The organism is Hymenobacter sp. 5317J-9 (genome assembly GCF_022921075.1).
Lineage (GTDB): Bacteria > Bacteroidota > Bacteroidia > Cytophagales > Hymenobacteraceae > Hymenobacter.
Window position 1 is genome coordinate 325,256 of the sequence record NZ_CP095050.1, and the last position, 18,983, is coordinate 344,238.

Below are 18,983 nucleotides of genomic sequence, written 5' to 3' on the forward strand. Positions count from 1 at the left end.
GCTATTCGCCGTTATGGCCAGAACGAGGGTTTCACGGTGGTGCCGTAGAGGCGGCAGTCCACGCAGCCCCGGTCGATGCTGAGCACGCCGCCGCTGCCGTAGGCCAGCGGCACGTTTTGGGGCCCGCCAAAAACAGCTTGGTATTGCTCCGGCTTTTTTATGGTGTCGGGCACGCAATTGTCGTAGCCGCTGGAAATGCGCCAGTCGTTGGGCAGGTCGGCATACCTGATGAAGAGGCGCTGCTGCTCCACGGAGTGCACGCCCACGAAGCCCAGGGCCAGGGCCTTCTCGTCGGTGAGGCAGCGCACGTTGCCGATGAGCTGCACGGGCTGGGGGTCGAAGAGGGTGCCGATGTTTTCGGTGTTCTTTTTCAGCAGCTCCCAGTAGCGGTACTCGGCCTCGGACTGGGCCGACTGGGTGACCAGAATGCTGTAGAGGTGGCGCAGCCGGCTGCTGGTCGTTGGCAGCTCACGCACCACGTAGTTGGATACGACATCCTGGGTCAGGCGCGTGGTGTTCACCAGCTTGATGTCGGTCGACTTCTCGTTGCCCCAGCAAATAAGCGGAAACCGCCCGCTGGCGCTAATAGGATAGAGGCCACCCGGCGGCTGAGGGTCCAGGTTGCGGTACTCCAGGGTCGGAATGAGCACGGGGATGCTTTCCCAGGTTTCCTCGTATTCCCAGCGGTAGAAGCGCGTGGCATTGGCCGCGTCGTGGGTGCTGATGAGTAGCTGGAGTCCATCGGAGGCGGCGCGCCACGAGAAGTCGTCGATGCGCGGGGTGTTGCGCACGGCTTCGAAGCCGGAGGCGTAGTCCTGGCCGCTTTGGGTGCGAATGGTGAGCCGGTACCGGCGGGCCGGGTTCAGGGTGCGGCTGGCCGAGGTGTAGGTGCCGCCCGGGCTTTCGGTGAGCGGGTAGCGCGGGCCGCCCTCTTCTTCCACAAACACCGTGGCCTTGGTTTCCACCGGCGGGGTCGTCTTGGCGCCGATGGCGTAGGTGCGCGAGAGCCGCACGGTGCTCACGCCCCGGCTGTTGACGAAGCCGTCGACCACCAGGTAGCTGGGCGGATTCTGCACGGCCTCCGGCAGGTACGGGTCGGTGCAGCCGCCCAGCAGCCACACCCCCCACAGCAGGGCCAGGCGAACGAAATGGGAAGGCTTCATATCAGAACTTGAAGTTGTAGGTGATGGTGGGGATGGGCGCGCCGAAAATGGACAGCTGGTACCCCTTGATTTGCCCGCCCGACGACCGGAAGTAGATGGAGTACGGGTTGCGCCGGCCGGTGAGGTTGTACACGCCCACCGTCCAGGAGCTGTGGGCCAGCTTCTTCACCTTGTGGCTGCCTTCGATGTTCAGGGCCAGGTCCACGCGGTAGTAGTCGGGCACGCGGTAGGCGTTGCGGTCGGAGTAGTACACGCGCAGGGCGTTGTTGATGTAGTACTTGGCTAGCGGCAGCGTAATGGGCCGGCCCGTGCTGTAGTTGAAGTTCAGCGAGGTGCTGAAGCGCCGGCTCAGGCGGTAGTTGCCCACCAGCGTCACGTCGTGGGGCTTGTCGAAGTTGCTGGGGTAGTAATTGCCGCCGTTTATCATGTCAGAAGTCACGGCCGTGTTCACTTGCACCAGGGAGCGCGAGTAGGTGTAGCTCACCCAGCCGTTGAGCTTGCCGGTGAGCTTCTTCACAAACACCTCCACGCCATAGGCCTTGCCCTGGGCGTTGATGATGTCGGTTTCGATGTGGGGGTTGAGCACCAGCGTGGCGCCGCTCTTGTAGTCCACAAAATCGCGCAGCGACTTGTAGTACGTTTCCACCGACGCCTCAATGGTATTGCCCTTGAAATTCCGGTAGTAACCCACCGACACCTGGTCGCCAATCTGCGGGCGAATGTTGGCGTCGCTCAGCTTCCAGATGTCGGTCGGCGACACCGAGGCCGTGTTGGTGAGCTGGTGAATGTACTGGCGGGTGCGGGTGTAGCTGGCCTTCACCGACGAGTTGTCGCTGAGCGAGTAGCGCGCCGACAGCCGGTATTCCGGGCCGTGGTAGGTGGCCAGCACCTTGTTGTTGGCGTAGCGCGCGGTGTCGGTAATGGAGGCTTCGGAGCGCGACTCGCCCGGCGCGTACCGGTACACGTCGCGCGGCCCCAGCGCCTGAAACAGCGAGTAGCGCAGCCCCACCGATACCGAAAAGCGGGCCGTTACGTCCCACCGGTCCGACACGTACAGGGCGCTTTCCAGGCCTTTTTCCTTGGCCAGCACCAGCGGCTTCACCCGCGAGGAGTCGCCCTGGGGCAGCAGGCTGCCGGGGTCCACGTCGTAGAGCTGCGAGCTGGCGCCGAAATCGATGGTGTGCCGCGAGTTGGGGTAGTAGCTGAAGTCGGCCCGCACGTTGGTCTGGTTGATGGCGTACTTCAGCTGCGAGGCCGTGAAGAGGTCGTTGGTGCTCGTCACGTCGTAGGCGTAGTGGCTGTAGGTGCCCGTAAGCACGCCGTAGAACTGGTTGGTGAAGTTGTGGCGCCACTTCAGGGTGGCCGTCTGGTTCACGTAGTGGTAAGTGGTGTCGTTGGCCAGCCGAAACCGGTCGGTGCTAAAATAGCCGGTGGCGTACACCGAGTTTTTCTCGTTGAACTCGTGGCTGAGGTGGGCCGTCACGTCGTAGAACGAAGCCGCGCTCTGCGAAAACTGCTTGTTCGGCAGCTGCTTCAGCAGCCAGTCGGAGTAGCTGGCCCGCCCGCTCACGATGAACGAGCTGCGGTCTTTCAGCAGCGGCCCTTCCAGCGTCACGCGGCTGGTGAGCGGCCCGATGCCGCCCGAGCCCGACAGCTTTTTCTTGTTGCCCTCGCGGGTGGTGATTTCCAGCACCGACGACAGGCGCCCGCCGTACTTGGCCGGAATGGCGCTTTTGTACAGCTCCACGCTCTGCAGCACGTCGGGGTTGAAGGCTGAGAAAAAGCCGAACAAGTGCGAGGGGTTGTAGATGGGCGCGTCGTTGAACAGAATCAGGTTCTGGTCCGTCGCGCCGCCGCGCACGTTGAGGCCGGTGCTGCCCTCGCCCACCGTTTTCACGCCCGGCAGCGTCATCAGCACGCGCAGAATGTCGGTTTCGCCGAAGGCCGTGGGCACCTGCCGCATGGTCTTGATGTCGAGCTTCTCGACGCCCATTTGCAGGCTCGACACGTTTTTGTCTTTCTCGGCTTCCACCACCACTTCTTTCAGGGCCACAATGTCTTCCTCCACCTCAATCTCCAGCTTGCCGTTGCCGCGCAGCACCACTTGCCGCTTGGTGTTTTTGATGCCCACGCCCCGGATTTTCAGGTTGTAGCGCCCCACGGGCAGCGTGAGGGAATAGAACCCAAACTGGTCGGTGCTGGCCCCGATGTTGGGCTGCTCGGAGTAGATGGACGCGCCCACCACCGGCTCGCCGGTCTTGCTGTCGCGGATGTGGCCGGCCAGCGTGGCCTGCCCGCTGGTGCCGCCCAGCCCAATTTCGTACACCTTGAACTCGGCCGCGCTCACCAGGTGCGAGCGGCCGGCCACCACGGGCTCGTCGTCTTCCTCCTCCGCCACCGCGGCCCCGGTCCCCTGGGGCTTAAAAAAATCGGCCGGCAATTCGGGGTTAATTCCCAGACGCGCCGAGATGAACACCCGGTTCTGGGCATCCACGGCAAAGCGGAAGTTGGTGGCCTGCAGGGCTTGGTAGAGCACGGCCCGCAGCGGCTGGTTCTGCACGCGCGCCGTCACAAACAGGCTGTCTACCGACTTGGGGTCGAAGTAGAACCGAAAGTCGGTCTGGGCTTCCACCTGACTGGCGAACTGCGCAAACGGCACCCGCTCAAAATTGCCGCTGATGGTTTTTTCGGGCTGCTGCGCGTAGCTGGCCGCCACCGGCAGCCCCAGCAACGCCAGCAGCAGCAACACAATTGAATAGGTTTGCTTCATAAGAAGACGATAGAAGAACGAATGCCTCAACCTGCGGCAACTTCGGCCAGGGCTATTGAGGCGTGGGCAAGCTGCCGTAGTACAACGCCACCTGCGTCAGCGACGGACCCAGCTGCTCTTTGTTGAATTTTAAGTCTTTGTCCCGGATGAACTGCTGCACCTCCTTGCCGTGGTCGGCCAGCAGGCGCACAACGCCCGACTTACCGGTAATGGCATAATAGGTGCCCGCTTTCCGCAGGAAATACCGGTCGATGGGCACAAACTCCGCGTTGATGGTCCGCTGGCTCAGCTGCTCGCTCAGGCGCTTGGCGCGCTTGGCCAGCACCTGCACCTTGTTGTCGGCCAGCACTTCGTAGAAGCCCGTCTGGATGACGCCGCCCGCGCTGCTGTCGGCCAGCAGCCGCACAAAGCGGTGGTCGTTGAGGTAGAAGTAGCGCACCTGCTCGCTGGCCAGCCGCAGCGTGAGCGGGTTGGTGGGCAGCTGTAGCACCACCTGGTCGCGCACCACGTCGTAGGCCAGCTGCAGGTTGGCAAAGTAGTGGCCGTTGTAGTGCACGCCGCCGGGCAGCTTGTCGGGCGCCAAAAAGTACTGGTGCCCGATGCGGCTGTTGTAGCGCTTGGCGTAGTCCACGTATTCGGGCCCGTTGTAGAGCTGCGGGTGGCGCCCGAAGGAGGCGTTGTATTGCTGCCGGGCCAGGGCCACGGCCCCGGCCGCTGGGTCGGGCGCGGGGGCGGCCGTCTGGCCGCAGGCGGGCCACGCCAGCCAGCAGGTGGCCAGCAGCGGCCACGCGGTGCGGAATGTTTTCATGGGGAAAGGAAGGATGCCGGACGCGGCCGTTCCACCGCAACGGCCTGCCAAACCCGACGCAGGAAACCGGTGGAAGTTGCAACTGCAGCCCAACAGCAACGGTAGAAGCGGGAACGCCAAGCCGGCCAGGGTGATAGCCAACGTGTCGAAAGATACGTCGCCGCGCCGCACATTAGCAGCTTTCGGCGCCCGCCCGTACACAATCTCCATGCGCTACGTTTCCCTCGACCTCGAAACCTCCGGCTCCAACCCCCAGCGGCACCAGGTGCTGGAACTGGCCGCCGTCATCGAAGACAGCCGCCGGCCGCTGCCCCTGGCCGAATTGCCCGCGTTTCGGCGGGTGGTGCGCCACCCCGAGTACGTGGGCACCGCCGGCGCCCTGGCCCTCAATGCCCGCCTGCTGCAGGAGCTGGCCAAAAAAAGCCCCAATCCCGAGCTCTGCACGCCCGAGGAACTGCTGCCCCAGCTGCGCGAATTTCTGCTGGCCCACGGCTTCCGGCCCGACGCCAGGGACTGCGTGAGCGTGACCATGGCCGGCAAAAACATCGGTGTGTTCGACCTGGGCTTTCTCAAAGTGCTGCCCGGCTACGGCGCGCTCGTGCGCGCCGAGCCCGCCATGCTCGACCCGGCCGTGTTCTACCTCAACTGGCACAAAGACAGCCGCCTGCCCAGCATGAGCATCTGCAAGGCCCGCGCCCGCTTCCCCGACCGGGAAGTGGCCCACGAGGCCCTGGCCGACGCCCTCGACGTGGTGCGCCTGCTGCGGCCGTTTTACGCGCTGCCCGCGTACCAGCAGGTGCCCCGCCCCGAGGAAGGCGAGGACGTTTAAATCCGCTGCAGGCCTTTGTAGAATGCTTCCTGGTACGACTTGCCGATGGGCACGAAGTGGCCGCCGCGCAGGTTGGCCGTGTTGTCTTCGATGGACTCAATCTGCTGCGTATTCAGCAAATAGCTGCGGTGCACCCGAATGAAATTGGGGAAAGCGCTGAGCCGCGTTTCCAGGGCTTTCAGGGTGGTGTACACAATGTACTTGTGCTTGGATGTCACGATGTTGACGTAATCGGACAGTGCTTCCACGTACAGCACCTCATCGAAGTTGATGCGCACCATGCGGCTGTTCACTTTCACAAACAGGTCGGCGTTGGAAGGCGCTTCGGCGGCGGCCGGGGCCGCCGGGCTGCTGCGCCGGGCCTGCACGCGCTGCACGGCCTGCGTGAAGCGGGCAAATTCGAACGGCTTCACCAGGTAGTCCGTCACCCGGAGCTCAAAGGCGTCGACGGCAAAGTCCTGGCGGGCCGTGGTGATGATGACTTCGGGCGGGTCGGTGAGCACGCGCAGCAGTTCCAGGCCGCTGAGGTGGGGCATCTCGATGTCGAGAAAAAGCACGTCGACTTTGCCGCCTTCGCGGAAAAACGTGAGTCCGGCAATGCCATCGGCGAGCGAGGCGACGAGCTTAAGGTCGGGCGTGAGCTCGACGTAGTGTTCCAGAGTCAGACGGTTAATCTCGTCGTCATCGATGATGGCGCATGTTAACATAGGCGGGGAAAGGGAGAGGGTAGCGGGCAAAAGCGAAGCGCCCGAAACCTGGGCATTCGCCGGTATAAAGTAACCACTCGCAGAGGGAAAGCCGACGGTCGTCCATCGGCCAGAACGCCCCGAAAGAGCCACTTATAGCTTTGATGACCGCAAATAACACAGAATGAGCCCGCTGGTTATCATGCTCCCGTTGCCTTTTTACCGAATGATGCTGCTGAACCAACGCCTGCTACCTGTTTTGTTGCTGATAGCAAGCCCATTAACCACTCAAGTTGCCCGCCGGCCCAAACCGCTGACCGTGGCGCAAACGGAGGCCCGCAACGAAACCGCCGTGCCCGGCCTTGCGCAGCAGGCCCGGGCCGCCGGCCGCATCACCGCATTCCTGGCCGATGCCCTGGTCCTGAACCCGGCTCAGCGGCACGCCCTGGCGCTGAGCACCCAAGCCCAGCGCGCGGCCCTGCTGCTGGCCCTGACGTGCGAAGACGTTGCCCTTGCCCGGCAGGAATACCGCCAATCCGTGGGCTGCCTGCTCGATGCCCGGCAGCTGCAAGCCTACGTGGCACTGTGCCAGCAGCTGGCCGGCACCCCGCAGGCCCTCGACGGCACCGAGCTGGCGCTGCGGTAGCCGTTACTGCGCGGCCATTTCCTGCGCCACCAGTGCCTGCACCTCGGGCCGGTCAAAATCGGCTTCGGCCTGAATGTGCGGCATCAGCCGGGCCATGATGGCGTCCTGGCGCTGGCCGGCGGCCCAGGCCTCGGCATAGGGCGTGTGCGAGAACGTGACCTGCGAGTAGAGCGGCGTCCAGCGGCCCGGGAACTGGGCCGAGATTTTGGCTTCGATTTTCTTTTGGAGCAGGAAGCGCGGGTCGGCCACCCGGTCGCGCATCTCCACAAAGTTGTACACGGCCAGGTCGGCCATGGCGTCGGTGTTGGGCTTGCGCTGGGTTTGGAATTCGGCAAAAATGGTGGGCCAGGCGGCGTCGCCGTACTGGTCGAGCAGCTCGTTGAGCACGCTGCAATCCTCAAACCCCGCGTTCATGCCCTGCCCGTAAAACGGCACAATGGCGTGCGACGCATCGCCGAGCAGAAGCACGTCGTCATCGTATTTCCACGGAAAGCAGCGAATGGTGACCAGCGAGCCCGTGGGGTGGGCAAAAAACTCCTCCGTCAGGTTGGGCATCAGCGGCACGGCGTCGGGAAACACGCGGCCGAAGAAGGCCTCCACGTCGGCCGGAGTTTGCAGCGCGGCAAAGCTTTCGGCCCCTTCGTAAGGGAAAAACAGCGTGCCGTTGAATGAGCCGTCGAGGTTGGGCAGCGCAATCATGAGGTATTGCCCGCGCGGCCAGATGTGCAGGGCGTTTTTATCCAGTTGCCACGTGCCGTCGGGGCCGGCCTCAATGGTCAGCTCTTTGTAGCCGTACTCCAGGTAGTCCTGCGAGTAGTCGTAGCGGTCGGTTTTTTGCAGGGCCCCGCGCACGGCCGAGAAGGCCCCGTCGGTGCCAAAGAGCCGGGTGTATTTTTCAGTGTGCTCCTGCCGGGTGGCCGTGTCGAGCAGGTGCAGCTCCTGCTTTTTGAGGTCGATGCCTAGGCACTGCTGGCCAAACTGCAGGCGCACAGCGGGCTGCGCTTCGGCCAGGTCGAGCAGGCGGCGGTTGAGGTGGCCGCGGTTGACGGAGTAAATGGCCTGACCGTCCTTGCCGTAGGGCTGGCGGGTGAGGTGGCCCTGCACGTCGTGCATCACGCGCTCGGTCATCGGAATGCCCACCTGGCGAATATCGTCGGCCACGCCCACGCCCTCCAGGGCGCGCCAGCCCCGGTCCGACAGGGCCAGGTTGATGGAGCGCCCTTCCTGAAAGCCCGCCCGGCGCGGGTCGGCCCGGCGCTCAAATACCTGCACCGAATGGCCTCGGCGGGCCAGATACAACGACAGCAACGAGCCCACTAGGCCGGCGCCCATCACGGTGAGCGGCTCGGAAGCAGGCAAAACAGGCGAAACAGTGGCCATAAAAGCAGGGAAGAGGATGTGGGAAAGCCCGGTTGGGCGGGTGGGAAGCGAAACTACTACCCCGGCAGGGCTTCGGCCCGGAAGTGTGAAAACTCCGCCGCGGAGGAAGTTGTACTCATCGGGCTATTTATATGGTTGGTCGTATAATTTCTGGACAAGGCAACCCCCACCGGACCTTTGACGAAGTATGAAAAAAACACCATTGGCTATGACTCGTTTTCGCTTTCGTCACAAATGTTCACGGTATCTGCGTTGGCGCTTGCGGGCCTCTCGCCAGGCCGCCGCTGCCGGACAGCAAGTTTTGGCGTTGCCCGCTTTGCGTCGCCCCAGCGCTGCCGCCTGGCGTCGCGGCTGGTCCCAGCCGGAGGTGCTCCGGCCGGCTGCTATGGCGTTGCGCGTGGGCGGCTTTGTGGTGGGCGAAGACGGCGACCCCCAGCTGCAAGGCCATCCCGACATCCGTTACTAATTCGATTGTTATTCTTACACTACTGTGAAACAGACAAATGCCGCGAAAGCCTTATTCGCGCCGGCCGGTCAACGCCAGCGCACCTGCCCAACCCTCCGCTAGCGAATCCGAACCTCAGCCCTCCGCGGCGGCCCCTGCTCTGCCCGTTGCGGCGCCTGCGGCCAGCCCTTTGCCCAGCTTCCGGGTCGGCGATTACGAAGTAGGCCATGGCACTTGCGAAGAGCTGTGCGGGCACCCCGATATCTTATACTAACACATCAATTACCAGTTACCCACCGAAACGTGAGATTGAGGCGTGGGCCCAGCGGCCGGGTGGTTTTGGGCAGCGTGTGCTGCCAGTTCTGTTGCGTAGCGCCGCGCATGAGCAGCAGGCTGCCATTGACTAGGTCGAGCGACAACGGAGCATGCGCCAGCCCCGCCCGCGGCCGCAGCCGGAACCGGCGCGGGGCGCCCAGGCTGAGCGAGGCAATAACCGGCGCGGGGCCCAGCTCGGGCTCGTCGTCGGCGTGCCAGCCCATGCTGTCGCGGCCGTCGCGGTACAGGTTCAGCAGCACGCTGTTGAAGGGGGCGGCACAGGCGGCCGCCACGCGCTGGCGCAGGGCCAGCAGCGCAGGCGTCCAGGGCCGGGGTTCCCAGGCCAGGCCGGAATACGTGTAGCGGGCCTCCGGGTCGCCGTACCAGGCGGTGAGGCGCGGCTGCGGAAACTCCTGCCCAAACAGCCGGATGCTGCGCTGCTCCCAGGCCACCTCGGCGGTGAGCCGGGCCAGGAGCGCATCGGCTTCCGCCGTCGGCAGGAAATCGGGGTCGAAAAGCAGGTCGGCCTGGGGAAGGGCAAGCGGCAGCAGGGGCATGGCGAGGGGGATGTTCAGCGGCCGGCGCCGGGGCTACTTCTGCATCATGCGCTCCAGCTTCTGGCGTTCGGCTTTGGGCAGGTAGGGAATCACCTTCAGCACGCCCCAGGCGAAGAGAAAGTAAACAAGCACGGGCACGAGGATGCTGCGGCTGCGGTAGCTGATGGCGCCCACGTAGCGCGGCCACACCCACAGCCCATACAGCAGCGCGGCCGGCACGTTGAACAGCAGGCCGCCTAGTATGGGGCTGATGCCCAGCGATGTCATCAGCGGGCCCAGCAGCAGGCTGCCCACGTACAGGTAGGCCACCACAAACAGCGCCAGCCCCAGGGCTGCCCCCTTCTTGCCCAGCCGAACCAGGTTCAGGCACATGAGCACGCCGCCCATTATCATGGTGAAGAACAACGAAAACAGCACAATGGACACCGGCGAATACAGCGTCGGGCCGGCCGTGGCTTCGGTCGTGTCCATGGTGCTGGCGGCACGACGGGCGGCTTCGGCGGCTTCTTCGGTTTTGCGTTGCTCGGCGGCGGCCATTTCCAGGCCGGGGCGTAGCTCGGCTTCTTCGGGGGCGGGCTGGCCGCGGCGGCGCAGCTCGTCGAGGGCGGCGAGCACGGCGGCCTCGCGGTACTGGATATGGCCGGTCACGTATTCCCGCAGGGCCGCATCGGTCTTGAGCAGCATCTTGGCGGCGTAATCTTCCATCTTTTTTTGTTAGCAGTTAACGGTGAACAGTTGGTAGTGAGCAAATGGCTGGTGGACGCGTGCGAAGGCAGCCGTTAGTACTAACTATTCACTGAAGAAGCGCGTCAGCGCTTCGCCCACCCGGTCTACGTCCTCAAACGAATTATAGAGCGGCACGGGTGCCAGCCGGATGACATTGGGCTCGCGCCAGTCGGCGATGATGCCCTGGTTGGCCAGGTAGTCGAACAACTCGCGCCCGCGCTGGTGCACCAGCACCGAGAGCTGGCAGCCGCGCTGGGCCGGGTCGGCGGGGGTGATGATTTCCAGGGCCGAAGCCGGCAGGTTAAGTCCGCGTATCAGCGCTTCGAGGCGGGCCGTGAGCTGCTCGCTCTTGGCGCGCAGGGCGGGCATGCCCCCGGCGCGGTCCACGAGGGCGAGGCTGGCCCGGTGAATGGCCATGGGAAAAATCTGGGCATTAGACAGCTGCCAGCCGGCCGCGCCGGCCATGGGCCGGAAGCCCTTCTTCATCTGAAACCGGTCGGAAGGGTCGTGCCCCCACCAGCCGGCCAGGCGCACGAGGTCGGGCCGCTGGGCAAACCGCTCGTGCACAAACACGCCCGACGTGCCGCCGGGGCCGGAATTGAGATACTTATAGGTGCACCAGCAGGCAAAATCGACGTCCCAGTCGTGCAGGCGCAGGTCGAGGTTGCCGGCGGCGTGGGCCAGGTCGAAGCCCACGTAGGCGCCCACGGCGTGGCCGGCGCGGGCAATGGCGGCCATGTCGAAAGCCTGCCCCGTGTAGTAGTTGACGCCGCCGATAAGGACGGTGGCCAGCGAGTCGCCCAGCTCGGCGATGGTGGCTTCGATATCTTCGGTGCGCAGGGTGTGCTCGCCGGGGCGCGGCACCAGCTCCACAATGGCGTCGTCGGGTTCCAGGCCATGCAAGCGGGCCTGGCTTTCGATGGCGTACTGGTCGGAGGGAAAGGCGCCGCCTTCCATCAAAATCTTGTAGCGCGTGGCCGTGGGGCGGTAAAACGACACCAGCAGCAGGTGCAGGTTCACGGTGAGGTTGTTCATCACCACCACCTCAATGGGCCGGGCGCCCACCAAGCGGGCCGAGGCCTCGGTAAGAGTTTCGTGGTAATGCATCCAGGGCGACACGCCGTGGAAATGCCCTTCCACGCCCAGCCGCTCCCAGGCGTCGAACTCCTGCTCTACGGCGGCGCGGGCCGCTTTGGGCTGCAGGCCCAGCGAGTTGCCGCAGAAGTAGGCGCAGGGCCGGCCGTCGGGTCCGGGCGGGATGTGGAACTCCTGGCGGAAGGATGCCAGCGGGTCGGCAGCGTCGAGGGTGCGGAAATCAGTCATGGGGTAGCCGTTTGGGGCCAAAGCGTCAGGTATAAATTATTCAACCAGGTAATACTGCAAAATGCTTTCGAGCAGGTGCAGCTGCACAATCAGGTTGAAGAAGTAGAGCAGCATCACCATTTCGCGGCCGTAGCGCCACTGGCGCCACCCCAGGTACGCCAGGGCGTAGGCCGTGGTCAGGCCGAAGTACCACAGCGTTTGTGCCAGGCTGAAGGCCGGAAAACGCGTGTAGGCACCGAAAATGGGCCACACCAGGCCCAGGCCCGCCGCCACGGCCGCGTAGTACCGCGCCGGCCAGGCCGGCAATTGGCTCACCTGCCAAAACAAAACCACCAGGAAAGGCGTGGCCAGTATGTAGCGCGCCAGGTTGGCCACGTTGCCCTTCTGAAAGAAAACCACGAACAGCAGCGCGCACACCGCATAAGCCAGCGAAAATACCACGGCTGCCGAAGGGTAGGTAAGGCTGAGGCGCTGCGCCCATCGGCGTTTGGCCCGGATGACCAGCCCCAGGCACAGGCCCGCGGCCGCAATGCCCACCGCCATGGCCAGGGCTTCCAGCCAGAGCATATTGATGCCCGTGGTGGCGTGCAACGGCCACAGCGGCCAGCTCAGCACATGGCTCCAGTGCTTGTGGGCTTTGATGAAGCCGAAGGGCTCGCCGGTTTGGACTTTTTGCATGACGGCCACAATGGCCACGGAGGCCACGAGCGTGAGCACGCCCCCAATGCCCAGCCGGCGGGCCCGCCGGGTTTCGCCTGCCACGGCCAGCACAAACACCGTGAGCACCAGCGCGGGCGTAAACAGCGAGCTGGCCGAGCGCGTGAGCCCGGCCCCGAACATGCCCACCAGCGTCCAGTCCAGCCGGTTGCGGTGCAGCCCCGCCAGCATGATGCTGCTGAACAGGAAAAACAAGGCCTCGGTGTAGGGCAGCCACATGAACATGAGCATGGGCGTGGACAGCGCCAGCAGCTGCCACCGGCGCGATAGCCGCAACTGGTGCCCCAGCCAGGCAAAGGCGGCGTTGAAGATGCCGGCGTTGAGCAAGGCCATGCCCAGCGGGCCCAGGTGCGTGAGCCGCCAGAAATAGGGAAACAGCGGAAAGAACGCCGCCGAGCTGGTGCGCACCTCCGAATACGAGTAGCCCTCCCGCGCAATTTGCTGATACCACATGGCATCCCACACGATGAGGTTTTCATCCGAGGGCAGGATATGGATGATGCCGAAGCAATACAATGTGGAAACCAGCGCGGCCACCAGCAGCAGGTGAAGCAGCACCGGGCCCACGGGGCTGTTCCAGGCGCTCAAAACGGCGCGCCGGCTTAACCGGCCCAGCTGCGTCAGCACCGACAGAGAAGAAGCAAAAAGCATGGAATTTCTCATGGGTGCGCCACGATGCGTAAGTCGTCCATATAAGTGGGTTCGCCGTTGAGGTCTTGGTGCCAGAGGTACACCTTCAGGCGGTCTTCAGGGGTGAGGCCGCGGGGCAGGTGCACGCTGTGCTGCACATGCTCCCACTGGCCGTAGCGCTTCACCACCTGCTGCAGGGGCAGGTTTTCCCACACGTCATCGCCCCGGCCGTCGCGGAGCACCTGCACCACAAACACGATTTCGCGGGTGCGGCCGTTGGTCAGGTTCACCCACATGTCCACATCGAAGCGGCGGGGCACAAAGCTGAGCCGCGACAACGGCGTGACGTACGTAGCGGCGAACTCCATGCCCGGCTCGGTTTTGATGGCGGCGTTGCCGGAGTGCGCGGTTTCGTGCGTGAAACCGGCCGGCAGGGCGACGCCCCATTCCTCCAGGTCGTCGAAGGTGGTGGCGAGCAGCACTTCCGGCTTGGGGCCGCAGCCCGCGAGCGCAAGAGCAAGGCCAGCCACCAGCGTTACCCGCAGCGCGGCCCAGCCGCGGGCTAGTAGACGTTTCAGCAAAGCAGCAACAGTATAGGGATGATGAAATAAAAAGAGCTCAAAAGTACGGCGCCCCGTGCCACTCAGGGCCGGAGGGCGGCGGCAAACTGCTGCACGCCGAGCCCCAGCCAGTCCAGCGCGTTCTGGCCCAGCATGCGGGCCTTGATATCATCCGAAAAAGACATCGACTTGATGAGCTGGCCCGGTTCCAGCTCGCCCAGCGGGAAGGGGTAATCGGTGCCGAGGGTAATTTTGTCGGCGCCCAGCGTTTTCACCAGGTAGTCGAGCATCAGCGGGTCGTGCACCAAGGAGTCGACCCAGAACTTGCCCAGGTAGTTGCGCGGGTTGTGGGGGTTGTCGATGGCGCAGAGGTCGGGCCGTACCTGCCAGCCGTGCTCGATGCGCCCGATGGTGCTGGCAAACGAGCCCCCGCCGTGGGCCACGGCCACGCGCAGCCGCGGCAGCCGCTCCAGCACCCCGCCGAAGATGAGCGAGCAGAGCGCCAGCGTGCTTTCGGCGGGCATGCCCACCAGCCAGGGCAGCCAGTACTTGGGCATTTTGGCTTGGGCCATCATGTCCCAGGGGTGCACAAATACGCAGGCGCCCAGCTCCTCGGCCGCCGCGAATATTTCGAAAAGCTCCGGCGCGTCGAGGTTCCAGTCGTTCACGTGGGAGCCGATTTGCACGCCGGCCAGCCCGATTTTCATGCAGCGCTCCAGCTCCCGGATGGCCAGTTTGGGCGCCTGCATCGGGATGGTGCCCAGGCCCACGAAGCGGGTGGGGTAGCGGTGCACCACGTCGGCAATGTGGTCGTTGAGCAGCTGGCTCAAATCCAGGCAGTCGAGAGGCTGGGCCCAGTAGCTGAACATGACGGGCACCGTGCTCAGCACCTGCACCTGCACGCCAAACTGGTCGTACTCGCGCAGGCGCACGGCGGGGTCCCAGCAGTTGTCCTGCACCTCGCGGAAGAACTTGTCGTCCTGCATCATGCGGGCGCAGCAGGGCTTGTGATGGTCCAGCCGGATGAAGCCCCCGTAGCCGTACCGCTCCTTGAGGTCGGGCCAGCGCTCGGGCAGAATGTGGGTGTGGATGTCGATGGAAAGCACGGCCGGGACTAGGCGGAAGTCACCGGCGCGGGTGCCTCCATGTAAGTGCCGCAGTTGGTGCAGGTGCGCTTGGCGTCGTCCTGCCAGAAGGCGTTCATGATGGGCGGCAGCTGGGCCACGATGTCGGTAATCTCGGCAAACTCCTCGTAGAGCTTGTGGCCGCAGTTTTCGCAGTACCACTGGAAGCCGTCGAGCTCGCCGCCTTCGCGGTAGCGCTCCAGCACCAGGCCCACGGTACCGGCCGGGCGGCGGGGCGAGTGCGGTACGTTGGGCGGCAGCAGGAACATCTCGCCCGGGCCGATGGTGATGTCGACGGGCTGGCCGTCCTCGATGATTTTGACGGTCATCGTGCCTTCAATCTGCCAAAACAGCTCCTCGCCCGCGTCCACGTGGTAGTCTTTGCGGGCGTTGGGGCCGCCCACCACCATCACAATGAAGTCCTTGTTGTCTTTGAACACCTGCTGGTTGCCCACCGGGGGCTTCAGCAAATGGCGGTGCTCGTCTATCCACTTTTGAAAGTTGAAGGGGCGGGTTATCATGGCGAGGAGGTGGGTGGTTGGAAGTGCTAAGCTACGGCCGCGACGGCGTTTGCTCCTTCGTTTTCGGGGCCTCGCGCCGGGCTACCGGCAGGCGCTACTTTTGCTGCCGGGGCCAGCCGGCCCGCCCATTCACCGGCGCCGAAAAGGGGGCCGCCCCGACACCTATGAATTACTGGCTGCGACTGAGCTTGCTGACGGCCTTCTACGGCGCCCTGTTTGCCGCGCTTACCTGGCCGCTGGCGGCGCACTTCACCTCGTCGTTTCTGGTGGTGCCGGGGCACGACACCTACATGTACCCCTGGAACACCTGGCACTTCCGCACGGCGGTGCAAACCGGGCAGCCGGTTTTTCATACCGACTGGCTGTTCTACCCGCTGGGCTCCTGGCTGATACTGCACACCTACACGCCCATCATCGGCCTGATTAGCGTGCTGGTGGGCAATGACATTCTGGCCCTCAACATCGGCCTGCTGCTGAGCTATTCGCTGTCGGCCGCCGGGGCCTACCTGTTGGCCCGGCGCTGGGTGCAAAGCCCGCTGCTGTGCCTGCTGGCGGGCTTCATCTTCGCCTATTCGCCCTACAAGCTGCAGCGCCTGCCCGAGCACTACAACCTGGTGCTCACGGCCACGGTGCCGTTCTACGTGTTGGCGTTTCTGGATGCGTTTCGGTTCCGGGAAAGGAAGTTTCTGCCCGCAGTGCGGAGCTGGAAGGCCGCGGCCGGCTGCGTAGCGCTGGGCCTGGTCACGCTGCTCAGCGACTACTACGTGCTGTTTGGGCTGCTGTATTTTTCGCTGGCTTACGCGGCGTGGTACTGGTTTGGAATGGGCCAGATTCGGTGGCGCGAGTGGCGCACCTGGGCCTGGCTGGGCGGCATTCTGGTGCTGAGCCACGTCCTCATCCGGCTGCTGCGCCGCTGGGGCGTGGAAGACAACGGCGGCTTCTGGTGGGGCGGCGACCTGGTCGACTTTATCATGCCGCCGCCCACCAGCCGCTTCGTGTATTGGGGCTGGGCCGCGCGGCTCTACCACAACCCCAAGGTGTTCACCATGCCGGGCTCGCTCGAAAACACCTTGTTCCTGGGCTACGCGCTGCCGCTGCTGGCGCTGGGTTTGTGGACCTTGCGCAAGGCCCACCGTCGGCCTGTTTCAGCCGTGGCGCAGGAAGAGCAGGGCCGGCCGCTGGCTTGGGTGCTGCTGTTCTTCGTGATGCTGACCCTGCCCGCCATGCGCATTTACGGCCACGACCGCCTGCACCTGCCCACGGCGCTGCTGCACTTCGTGCCGTTTTTCAACAACATCCGCTGCCCCACCCGCTGGATTATGATGGTGGGCCTGCTGCTGCCCATCCTCACCTTCAGCGCGCTGGAAGCGGCCTGGAAACCGCGCCTGCACGCCACGTCGCGCACGGCGCTGAGTCTGCTGCTGGTGGGGCTGGTGCTGTTTGAATACTGGCCCCGGCCCTACGAGCGCACCTCGCGCGCCGCCGTGCCGCGCGTGTTCCATGAAGTGGCCAAGCTGCCGGGCAAAACGCTGATTCCGGTTCCCCTGGGCATTGCCAGCGGCTACCGCGAGGTGGGCCAGTTCCGGCGCGAGCACCTGTTCTACCAAACCGTACACGAGAAAAAAGTGCCCATCGGCTTCATGGCGCGGGTGCCGGCGGAGGTGTTTGCCGGCCTGGAGCACGACCCCGTGCTCGGCGCCGTGCTTTTCCGCCAAACCAAACCTGATACTATCGCGCCGGCTCCGCCCACGACCCCGCAGGTGCAGGCTTTCCTGCGCCAGTACGACCCCGCCGCCTTCGTCATCAACCCGGAGTTTCGCGAGCAGCCGGCCCACCTGTTTCTGCGCCAGCTGCTGCGGCCCTATGGCTACCGCGAGCAGCTCGTGGACGGCTACGTGCTGCTCACGCCGCCAAATAAGACCGTCATGCCGAGCGCAGCCGAGGCATCTCGCGTGCAGGAGTAACCTAATCGTTCGACGAAGCGAGCGAGACGCCTCGGCTGCGCTCGGCATCACCACCTCCGCTTCTATAAATCTCCTATCCATTCTTCTAGAGCCCTACATGAACCTCTCTCTCGAAAACCGCCGCGCCCTGGTGGGCGGCAGCACCCAAGGCATCGGCCGCGCCGTGGCTGAGGCGTTGGCCGAAAACGGCTGCGCCATCACGCTGCTGGCCCGCAACGAAGACCGGCTGCGCGAAGTAGCCGCCGAACTGCCCACGCCTGCCGGCCAAACGCACGACTACCTCGTGGCCGATTTCGACGACCCCAGCCACGTGGCCGAAGTGGTGCAGGCGTACCTCGCGCAGCACCCCGATGGCTTCCACATTCTGGTGAATAACACCGGCGGCCCGGCCGGCGGCCCGCTGCTCGACGCGCCGGTGGAGGCCTTGCGGGTGGCGTTCAACCAGCACGTTATCTGCAACCACTTGCTGGCGCAGGCGCTGGTGCCGGGCATGAAGGCGGCCGGTTTCGGGCGCATCATCAACGTCATCAGCACGTCGGTGAAGATTCCGCTGGCGGGGCTGGGCGTGAGCAACACCATTCGCGGGGCGGTGGCCAGCTGGGCCAAAACCCTGGCCAACGAGCTGGGCCCGCTCGGCATCACCGTCAACAACGTGCTGCCCGGCGCCACGCTCACCCAACGCCACCACTCGCTTATCGAGAAAAAAGTGGCCCAAACCGGCCAGTCGGCCGATGCCATTGAGGGCGACATGCTGAAAACCATTCCGGCCCGCCGCTTTGGCCAGGCCGAGGAAGTGGCCGCGGCCGTGGCGTTTCTGGCCTCGCCCGCGGCGGCTTATATCAACGGCACCAGCGTGCCGGTGGACGGTGGCCGCACGGGCTCGCTGTAAGGCAAATGCAGAGGAGAAATGAGACCACGAGAGGTGAGAAATGAGACCGGAAGAAGAAAAAGCCAAGCGTGAGCAATTGTTGCACCACCCCATTTCCCCCGCTTCTCACTTCTCGGGTCTCATCTCTCACGGTTTCACTTCCCATTAAGCGCAGCGTTTACCTTTGCCATTCCTTTGCCCGGCCCAGTTTTCTTCTTGTGGTAAAATTCGACACGCTTTCCATCGTCATCCCGGTTTACAACGAGGCGCGCACCATTCACCAGATTCTGGATTTGCTGCGCGAGCTGAAGCTGGTGAATAACATCGGCAAGGAAATCATCCTCGTCAACGACTGCTCGACCGACGCTTCGGCCGACACCATTCGGGCCTACGCCGCGCGCTACCCCGAAATGGGCCTGCGCCTGCTTGAGCACCCCGTGAACAAGGGCAAGGGCGCCGCGCTGCACACCGGCATCCGCGAGGCCACCGGCGACTACGTCATCATCCAGGATGCCGACCTCGAATACGACCCCGAGGAGTACAACCTGCTCATCAAGCCGGTGCTGAAGGGCTTTGCCGACGTGGTTTTCGGTTCGCGCTTCATGGGCGGCAACCCGCACCGGGTGCTGTTCTTCTGGCACAGCATCGGCAACTATTGGCTCACGCTGCTCTCCAACATGTGCACCGACCTCAACCTGACGGACATGGAGACGTGCTATAAGATGTTCCGGCGCGACATCGTGCAGAGCCTCAAGCTCGAAGAAAACCGCTTCGGCTTCGAGCCCGAAGTCACCGCCAAAGTGGCCCGCGTGCAAGACGCCCGCATCTACGAAGTGGGCATCAGCTACTACGGCCGCACCTACGCCGAGGGCAAGAAAATCGGCTGGCGCGACGGATTTCGGGCCATCTACTGCATTCTGAAGTACGGCTTGCTGGGCATGTAGCCGCAGC

18 protein-coding genes are annotated in these 18,983 nt (G+C 64.2%); 6 read left to right on the forward strand and 12 right to left on the reverse strand.

Going from position 1 to position 18,983, the window contains the following annotated elements:
• Window positions 1-11: 11 nt before the first annotated feature.
• The 3 genes from MUN81_RS01370 to MUN81_RS01380 are packed head-to-tail and all read right to left on the reverse strand — an operon-like array spanning window position 12 to window position 4,741.
• A complete protein-coding gene (locus MUN81_RS01370) occupies window positions 12-1,163 on the reverse strand; it encodes a DUF4249 domain-containing protein (RefSeq protein WP_245114613.1) in 1,152 nt (383 codons plus the stop codon).
• 1 nt (window position 1,164) lies between these two features.
• Complete coding sequence (locus MUN81_RS01375; RefSeq protein ID WP_245114614.1) at window positions 1,165-3,933, reverse strand: TonB-dependent receptor; 2,769 nt, start codon at window positions 3,931-3,933, stop codon at window positions 1,165-1,167.
• A 52-nt stretch (window positions 3,934-3,985) separates the two neighbouring features.
• Window positions 3,986-4,741, reverse strand: a complete 756-nt coding sequence (locus tag MUN81_RS01380) for a hypothetical protein (RefSeq protein WP_245114615.1) — start codon at window positions 4,739-4,741, stop codon at window positions 3,986-3,988.
• Window positions 4,742-4,949: 208 nt separating this feature from the next.
• Here MUN81_RS01380 and MUN81_RS01385 point away from each other — a divergent pair, with 208 nt between their 5' ends.
• On the forward strand, window positions 4,950-5,570 hold the full coding sequence (locus MUN81_RS01385) for a hypothetical protein (protein ID WP_245114616.1): 621 nt from the start codon (window positions 4,950-4,952) through the stop codon (window positions 5,568-5,570).
• Here the strand turns inward: MUN81_RS01385 and MUN81_RS01390 are convergent.
• A complete protein-coding gene (locus MUN81_RS01390) occupies window positions 5,567-6,277 on the reverse strand; it encodes a LytTR family DNA-binding domain-containing protein (protein WP_245114617.1) in 711 nt (236 codons plus the stop codon). The genes MUN81_RS01385 and MUN81_RS01390 overlap by 4 nt on opposite strands.
• A 298-nt stretch (window positions 6,278-6,575) precedes the next feature.
• Here MUN81_RS01390 and MUN81_RS01395 point away from each other — a divergent pair, with 298 nt between their 5' ends.
• Window positions 6,576-6,902, forward strand: a complete 327-nt coding sequence (locus MUN81_RS01395; RefSeq protein ID WP_245114618.1) for a hypothetical protein — start codon at window positions 6,576-6,578, stop codon at window positions 6,900-6,902.
• A 3-nt stretch (window positions 6,903-6,905) separates the two neighbouring features.
• On the opposite strand, the gene MUN81_RS01400 is transcribed toward MUN81_RS01395, so the two are convergent.
• The gene (locus MUN81_RS01400; protein ID WP_245114619.1) at window positions 6,906-8,282 is read right to left on the reverse strand and encodes an NAD(P)/FAD-dependent oxidoreductase; all 1,377 of its coding nucleotides are present in this window, start codon (window positions 8,280-8,282) and stop codon (window positions 6,906-6,908) included.
• A gap of 316 nt (window positions 8,283-8,598) precedes the next feature.
• Between MUN81_RS01400 and MUN81_RS01405 the strand changes: the two genes are divergently transcribed.
• Entirely contained in the window at window positions 8,599-8,748 is a 150-nt protein-coding gene (locus MUN81_RS01405) for a hypothetical protein (protein WP_245114620.1), read from the forward strand.
• 257 nt (window positions 8,749-9,005) lie between these two features.
• On the opposite strand, the gene MUN81_RS01410 is transcribed toward MUN81_RS01405, so the two are convergent.
• The 7 genes from MUN81_RS01410 to MUN81_RS01440 form a co-directional block, all read right to left on the reverse strand.
• Entirely contained in the window at window positions 9,006-9,599 is a 594-nt protein-coding gene (locus MUN81_RS01410) for an alpha-ketoglutarate-dependent dioxygenase AlkB (RefSeq protein ID WP_245114621.1), read from the reverse strand.
• A 33-nt stretch (window positions 9,600-9,632) separates the two neighbouring features.
• Window positions 9,633-10,304 (reverse strand): hypothetical protein, encoded by a 672-nt coding sequence (locus MUN81_RS01415; RefSeq protein WP_245114622.1) that lies wholly within the window; start codon window positions 10,302-10,304, stop codon window positions 9,633-9,635.
• 84 nt (window positions 10,305-10,388) lie between these two features.
• The gene (gene kynU, locus MUN81_RS01420; RefSeq protein ID WP_245114623.1) at window positions 10,389-11,648 is read right to left on the reverse strand and encodes a kynureninase; all 1,260 of its coding nucleotides are present in this window, start codon (window positions 11,646-11,648) and stop codon (window positions 10,389-10,391) included.
• Window positions 11,649-11,684: 36 nt separating this feature from the next.
• A complete protein-coding gene (locus tag MUN81_RS01425; protein ID WP_245114624.1) occupies window positions 11,685-13,016 on the reverse strand; it encodes a hypothetical protein in 1,332 nt (443 codons plus the stop codon).
• Between the two features lie 8 nt (window positions 13,017-13,024).
• Window positions 13,025-13,576, reverse strand: a complete 552-nt coding sequence (locus MUN81_RS01430) for a hypothetical protein (protein WP_198975228.1) — start codon at window positions 13,574-13,576, stop codon at window positions 13,025-13,027.
• Window positions 13,577-13,638: 62 nt separating this feature from the next.
• Window positions 13,639-14,661 carry an amidohydrolase family protein gene (locus MUN81_RS01435; protein ID WP_245114625.1) on the reverse strand — a complete coding sequence of 341 codons (1,023 nt, stop codon included), beginning with the start codon at window positions 14,659-14,661 and terminating at the stop codon, window positions 13,639-13,641.
• 8 nt (window positions 14,662-14,669) lie between these two features.
• A complete protein-coding gene (locus MUN81_RS01440; protein ID WP_245114626.1) occupies window positions 14,670-15,200 on the reverse strand; it encodes a 3-hydroxyanthranilate 3,4-dioxygenase in 531 nt (176 codons plus the stop codon).
• Window positions 15,201-15,364: 164 nt separating this feature from the next.
• Between MUN81_RS01440 and MUN81_RS01445 the strand changes: the two genes are divergently transcribed.
• The 3 genes from MUN81_RS01445 to MUN81_RS01455 all read left to right on the forward strand — a co-directional run bounded on the left by MUN81_RS01445 (window position 15,365) and on the right by MUN81_RS01455 (window position 18,976).
• A complete protein-coding gene (locus tag MUN81_RS01445) occupies window positions 15,365-17,164 on the forward strand; it encodes a hypothetical protein (protein ID WP_245114627.1) in 1,800 nt (599 codons plus the stop codon).
• Between the two features lie 97 nt (window positions 17,165-17,261).
• Window positions 17,262-18,053 (forward strand): SDR family oxidoreductase, encoded by a 792-nt coding sequence (locus MUN81_RS01450; protein ID WP_245114628.1) that lies wholly within the window; start codon window positions 17,262-17,264, stop codon window positions 18,051-18,053.
• Window positions 18,054-18,250: 197 nt separating this feature from the next.
• The gene (locus tag MUN81_RS01455; protein WP_245114629.1) at window positions 18,251-18,976 is read left to right on the forward strand and encodes a glycosyltransferase family 2 protein; all 726 of its coding nucleotides are present in this window, start codon (window positions 18,251-18,253) and stop codon (window positions 18,974-18,976) included.
• The last annotated feature ends 7 nt before the right edge of the window (window positions 18,977-18,983 follow it).

What these genes read in the sequence shown, in the direction of transcription:
- MUN81_RS01415 (WP_245114622.1), bottom strand. Translation starts at nt 10,304, where the DNA reads ATGGAAGATTACGCCGCCAAGATGCTGCTCAAGACCGATGCGGCCCTG.
- MUN81_RS01445 (WP_245114627.1), top strand. Translation starts at nt 15,365, where the DNA reads ATGAATTACTGGCTGCGACTGAGCTTGCTGACGGCCTTCTACGGCGCC.
- MUN81_RS01380 (WP_245114615.1), bottom strand. Translation starts at nt 4,741, where the DNA reads ATGAAAACATTCCGCACCGCGTGGCCGCTGCTGGCCACCTGCTGGCTG.
- kynU (WP_245114623.1), bottom strand. Translation starts at nt 11,648, where the DNA reads ATGACTGATTTCCGCACCCTCGACGCTGCCGACCCGCTGGCATCCTTC.
- MUN81_RS01440 (WP_245114626.1), bottom strand. Translation starts at nt 15,200, where the DNA reads ATGATAACCCGCCCCTTCAACTTTCAAAAGTGGATAGACGAGCACCGC.
- MUN81_RS01370 (WP_245114613.1), bottom strand. Translation starts at nt 1,163, where the DNA reads ATGAAGCCTTCCCATTTCGTTCGCCTGGCCCTGCTGTGGGGGGTGTGG.
- MUN81_RS01410 (WP_245114621.1), bottom strand. Translation starts at nt 9,599, where the DNA reads ATGCCCCTGCTGCCGCTTGCCCTTCCCCAGGCCGACCTGCTTTTCGAC.
- MUN81_RS01450 (WP_245114628.1), top strand. Translation starts at nt 17,262, where the DNA reads ATGAACCTCTCTCTCGAAAACCGCCGCGCCCTGGTGGGCGGCAGCACC.
- MUN81_RS01400 (WP_245114619.1), bottom strand. Translation starts at nt 8,282, where the DNA reads ATGGCCACTGTTTCGCCTGTTTTGCCTGCTTCCGAGCCGCTCACCGTG.
- MUN81_RS01390 (WP_245114617.1), bottom strand. Translation starts at nt 6,277, where the DNA reads ATGTTAACATGCGCCATCATCGATGACGACGAGATTAACCGTCTGACT.
- MUN81_RS01375 (WP_245114614.1), bottom strand. Translation starts at nt 3,933, where the DNA reads ATGAAGCAAACCTATTCAATTGTGTTGCTGCTGCTGGCGTTGCTGGGG.
- MUN81_RS01425 (WP_245114624.1), bottom strand. Translation starts at nt 13,016, where the DNA reads ATGCTTTTTGCTTCTTCTCTGTCGGTGCTGACGCAGCTGGGCCGGTTA.
- MUN81_RS01385 (WP_245114616.1), top strand. Translation starts at nt 4,950, where the DNA reads ATGCGCTACGTTTCCCTCGACCTCGAAACCTCCGGCTCCAACCCCCAG.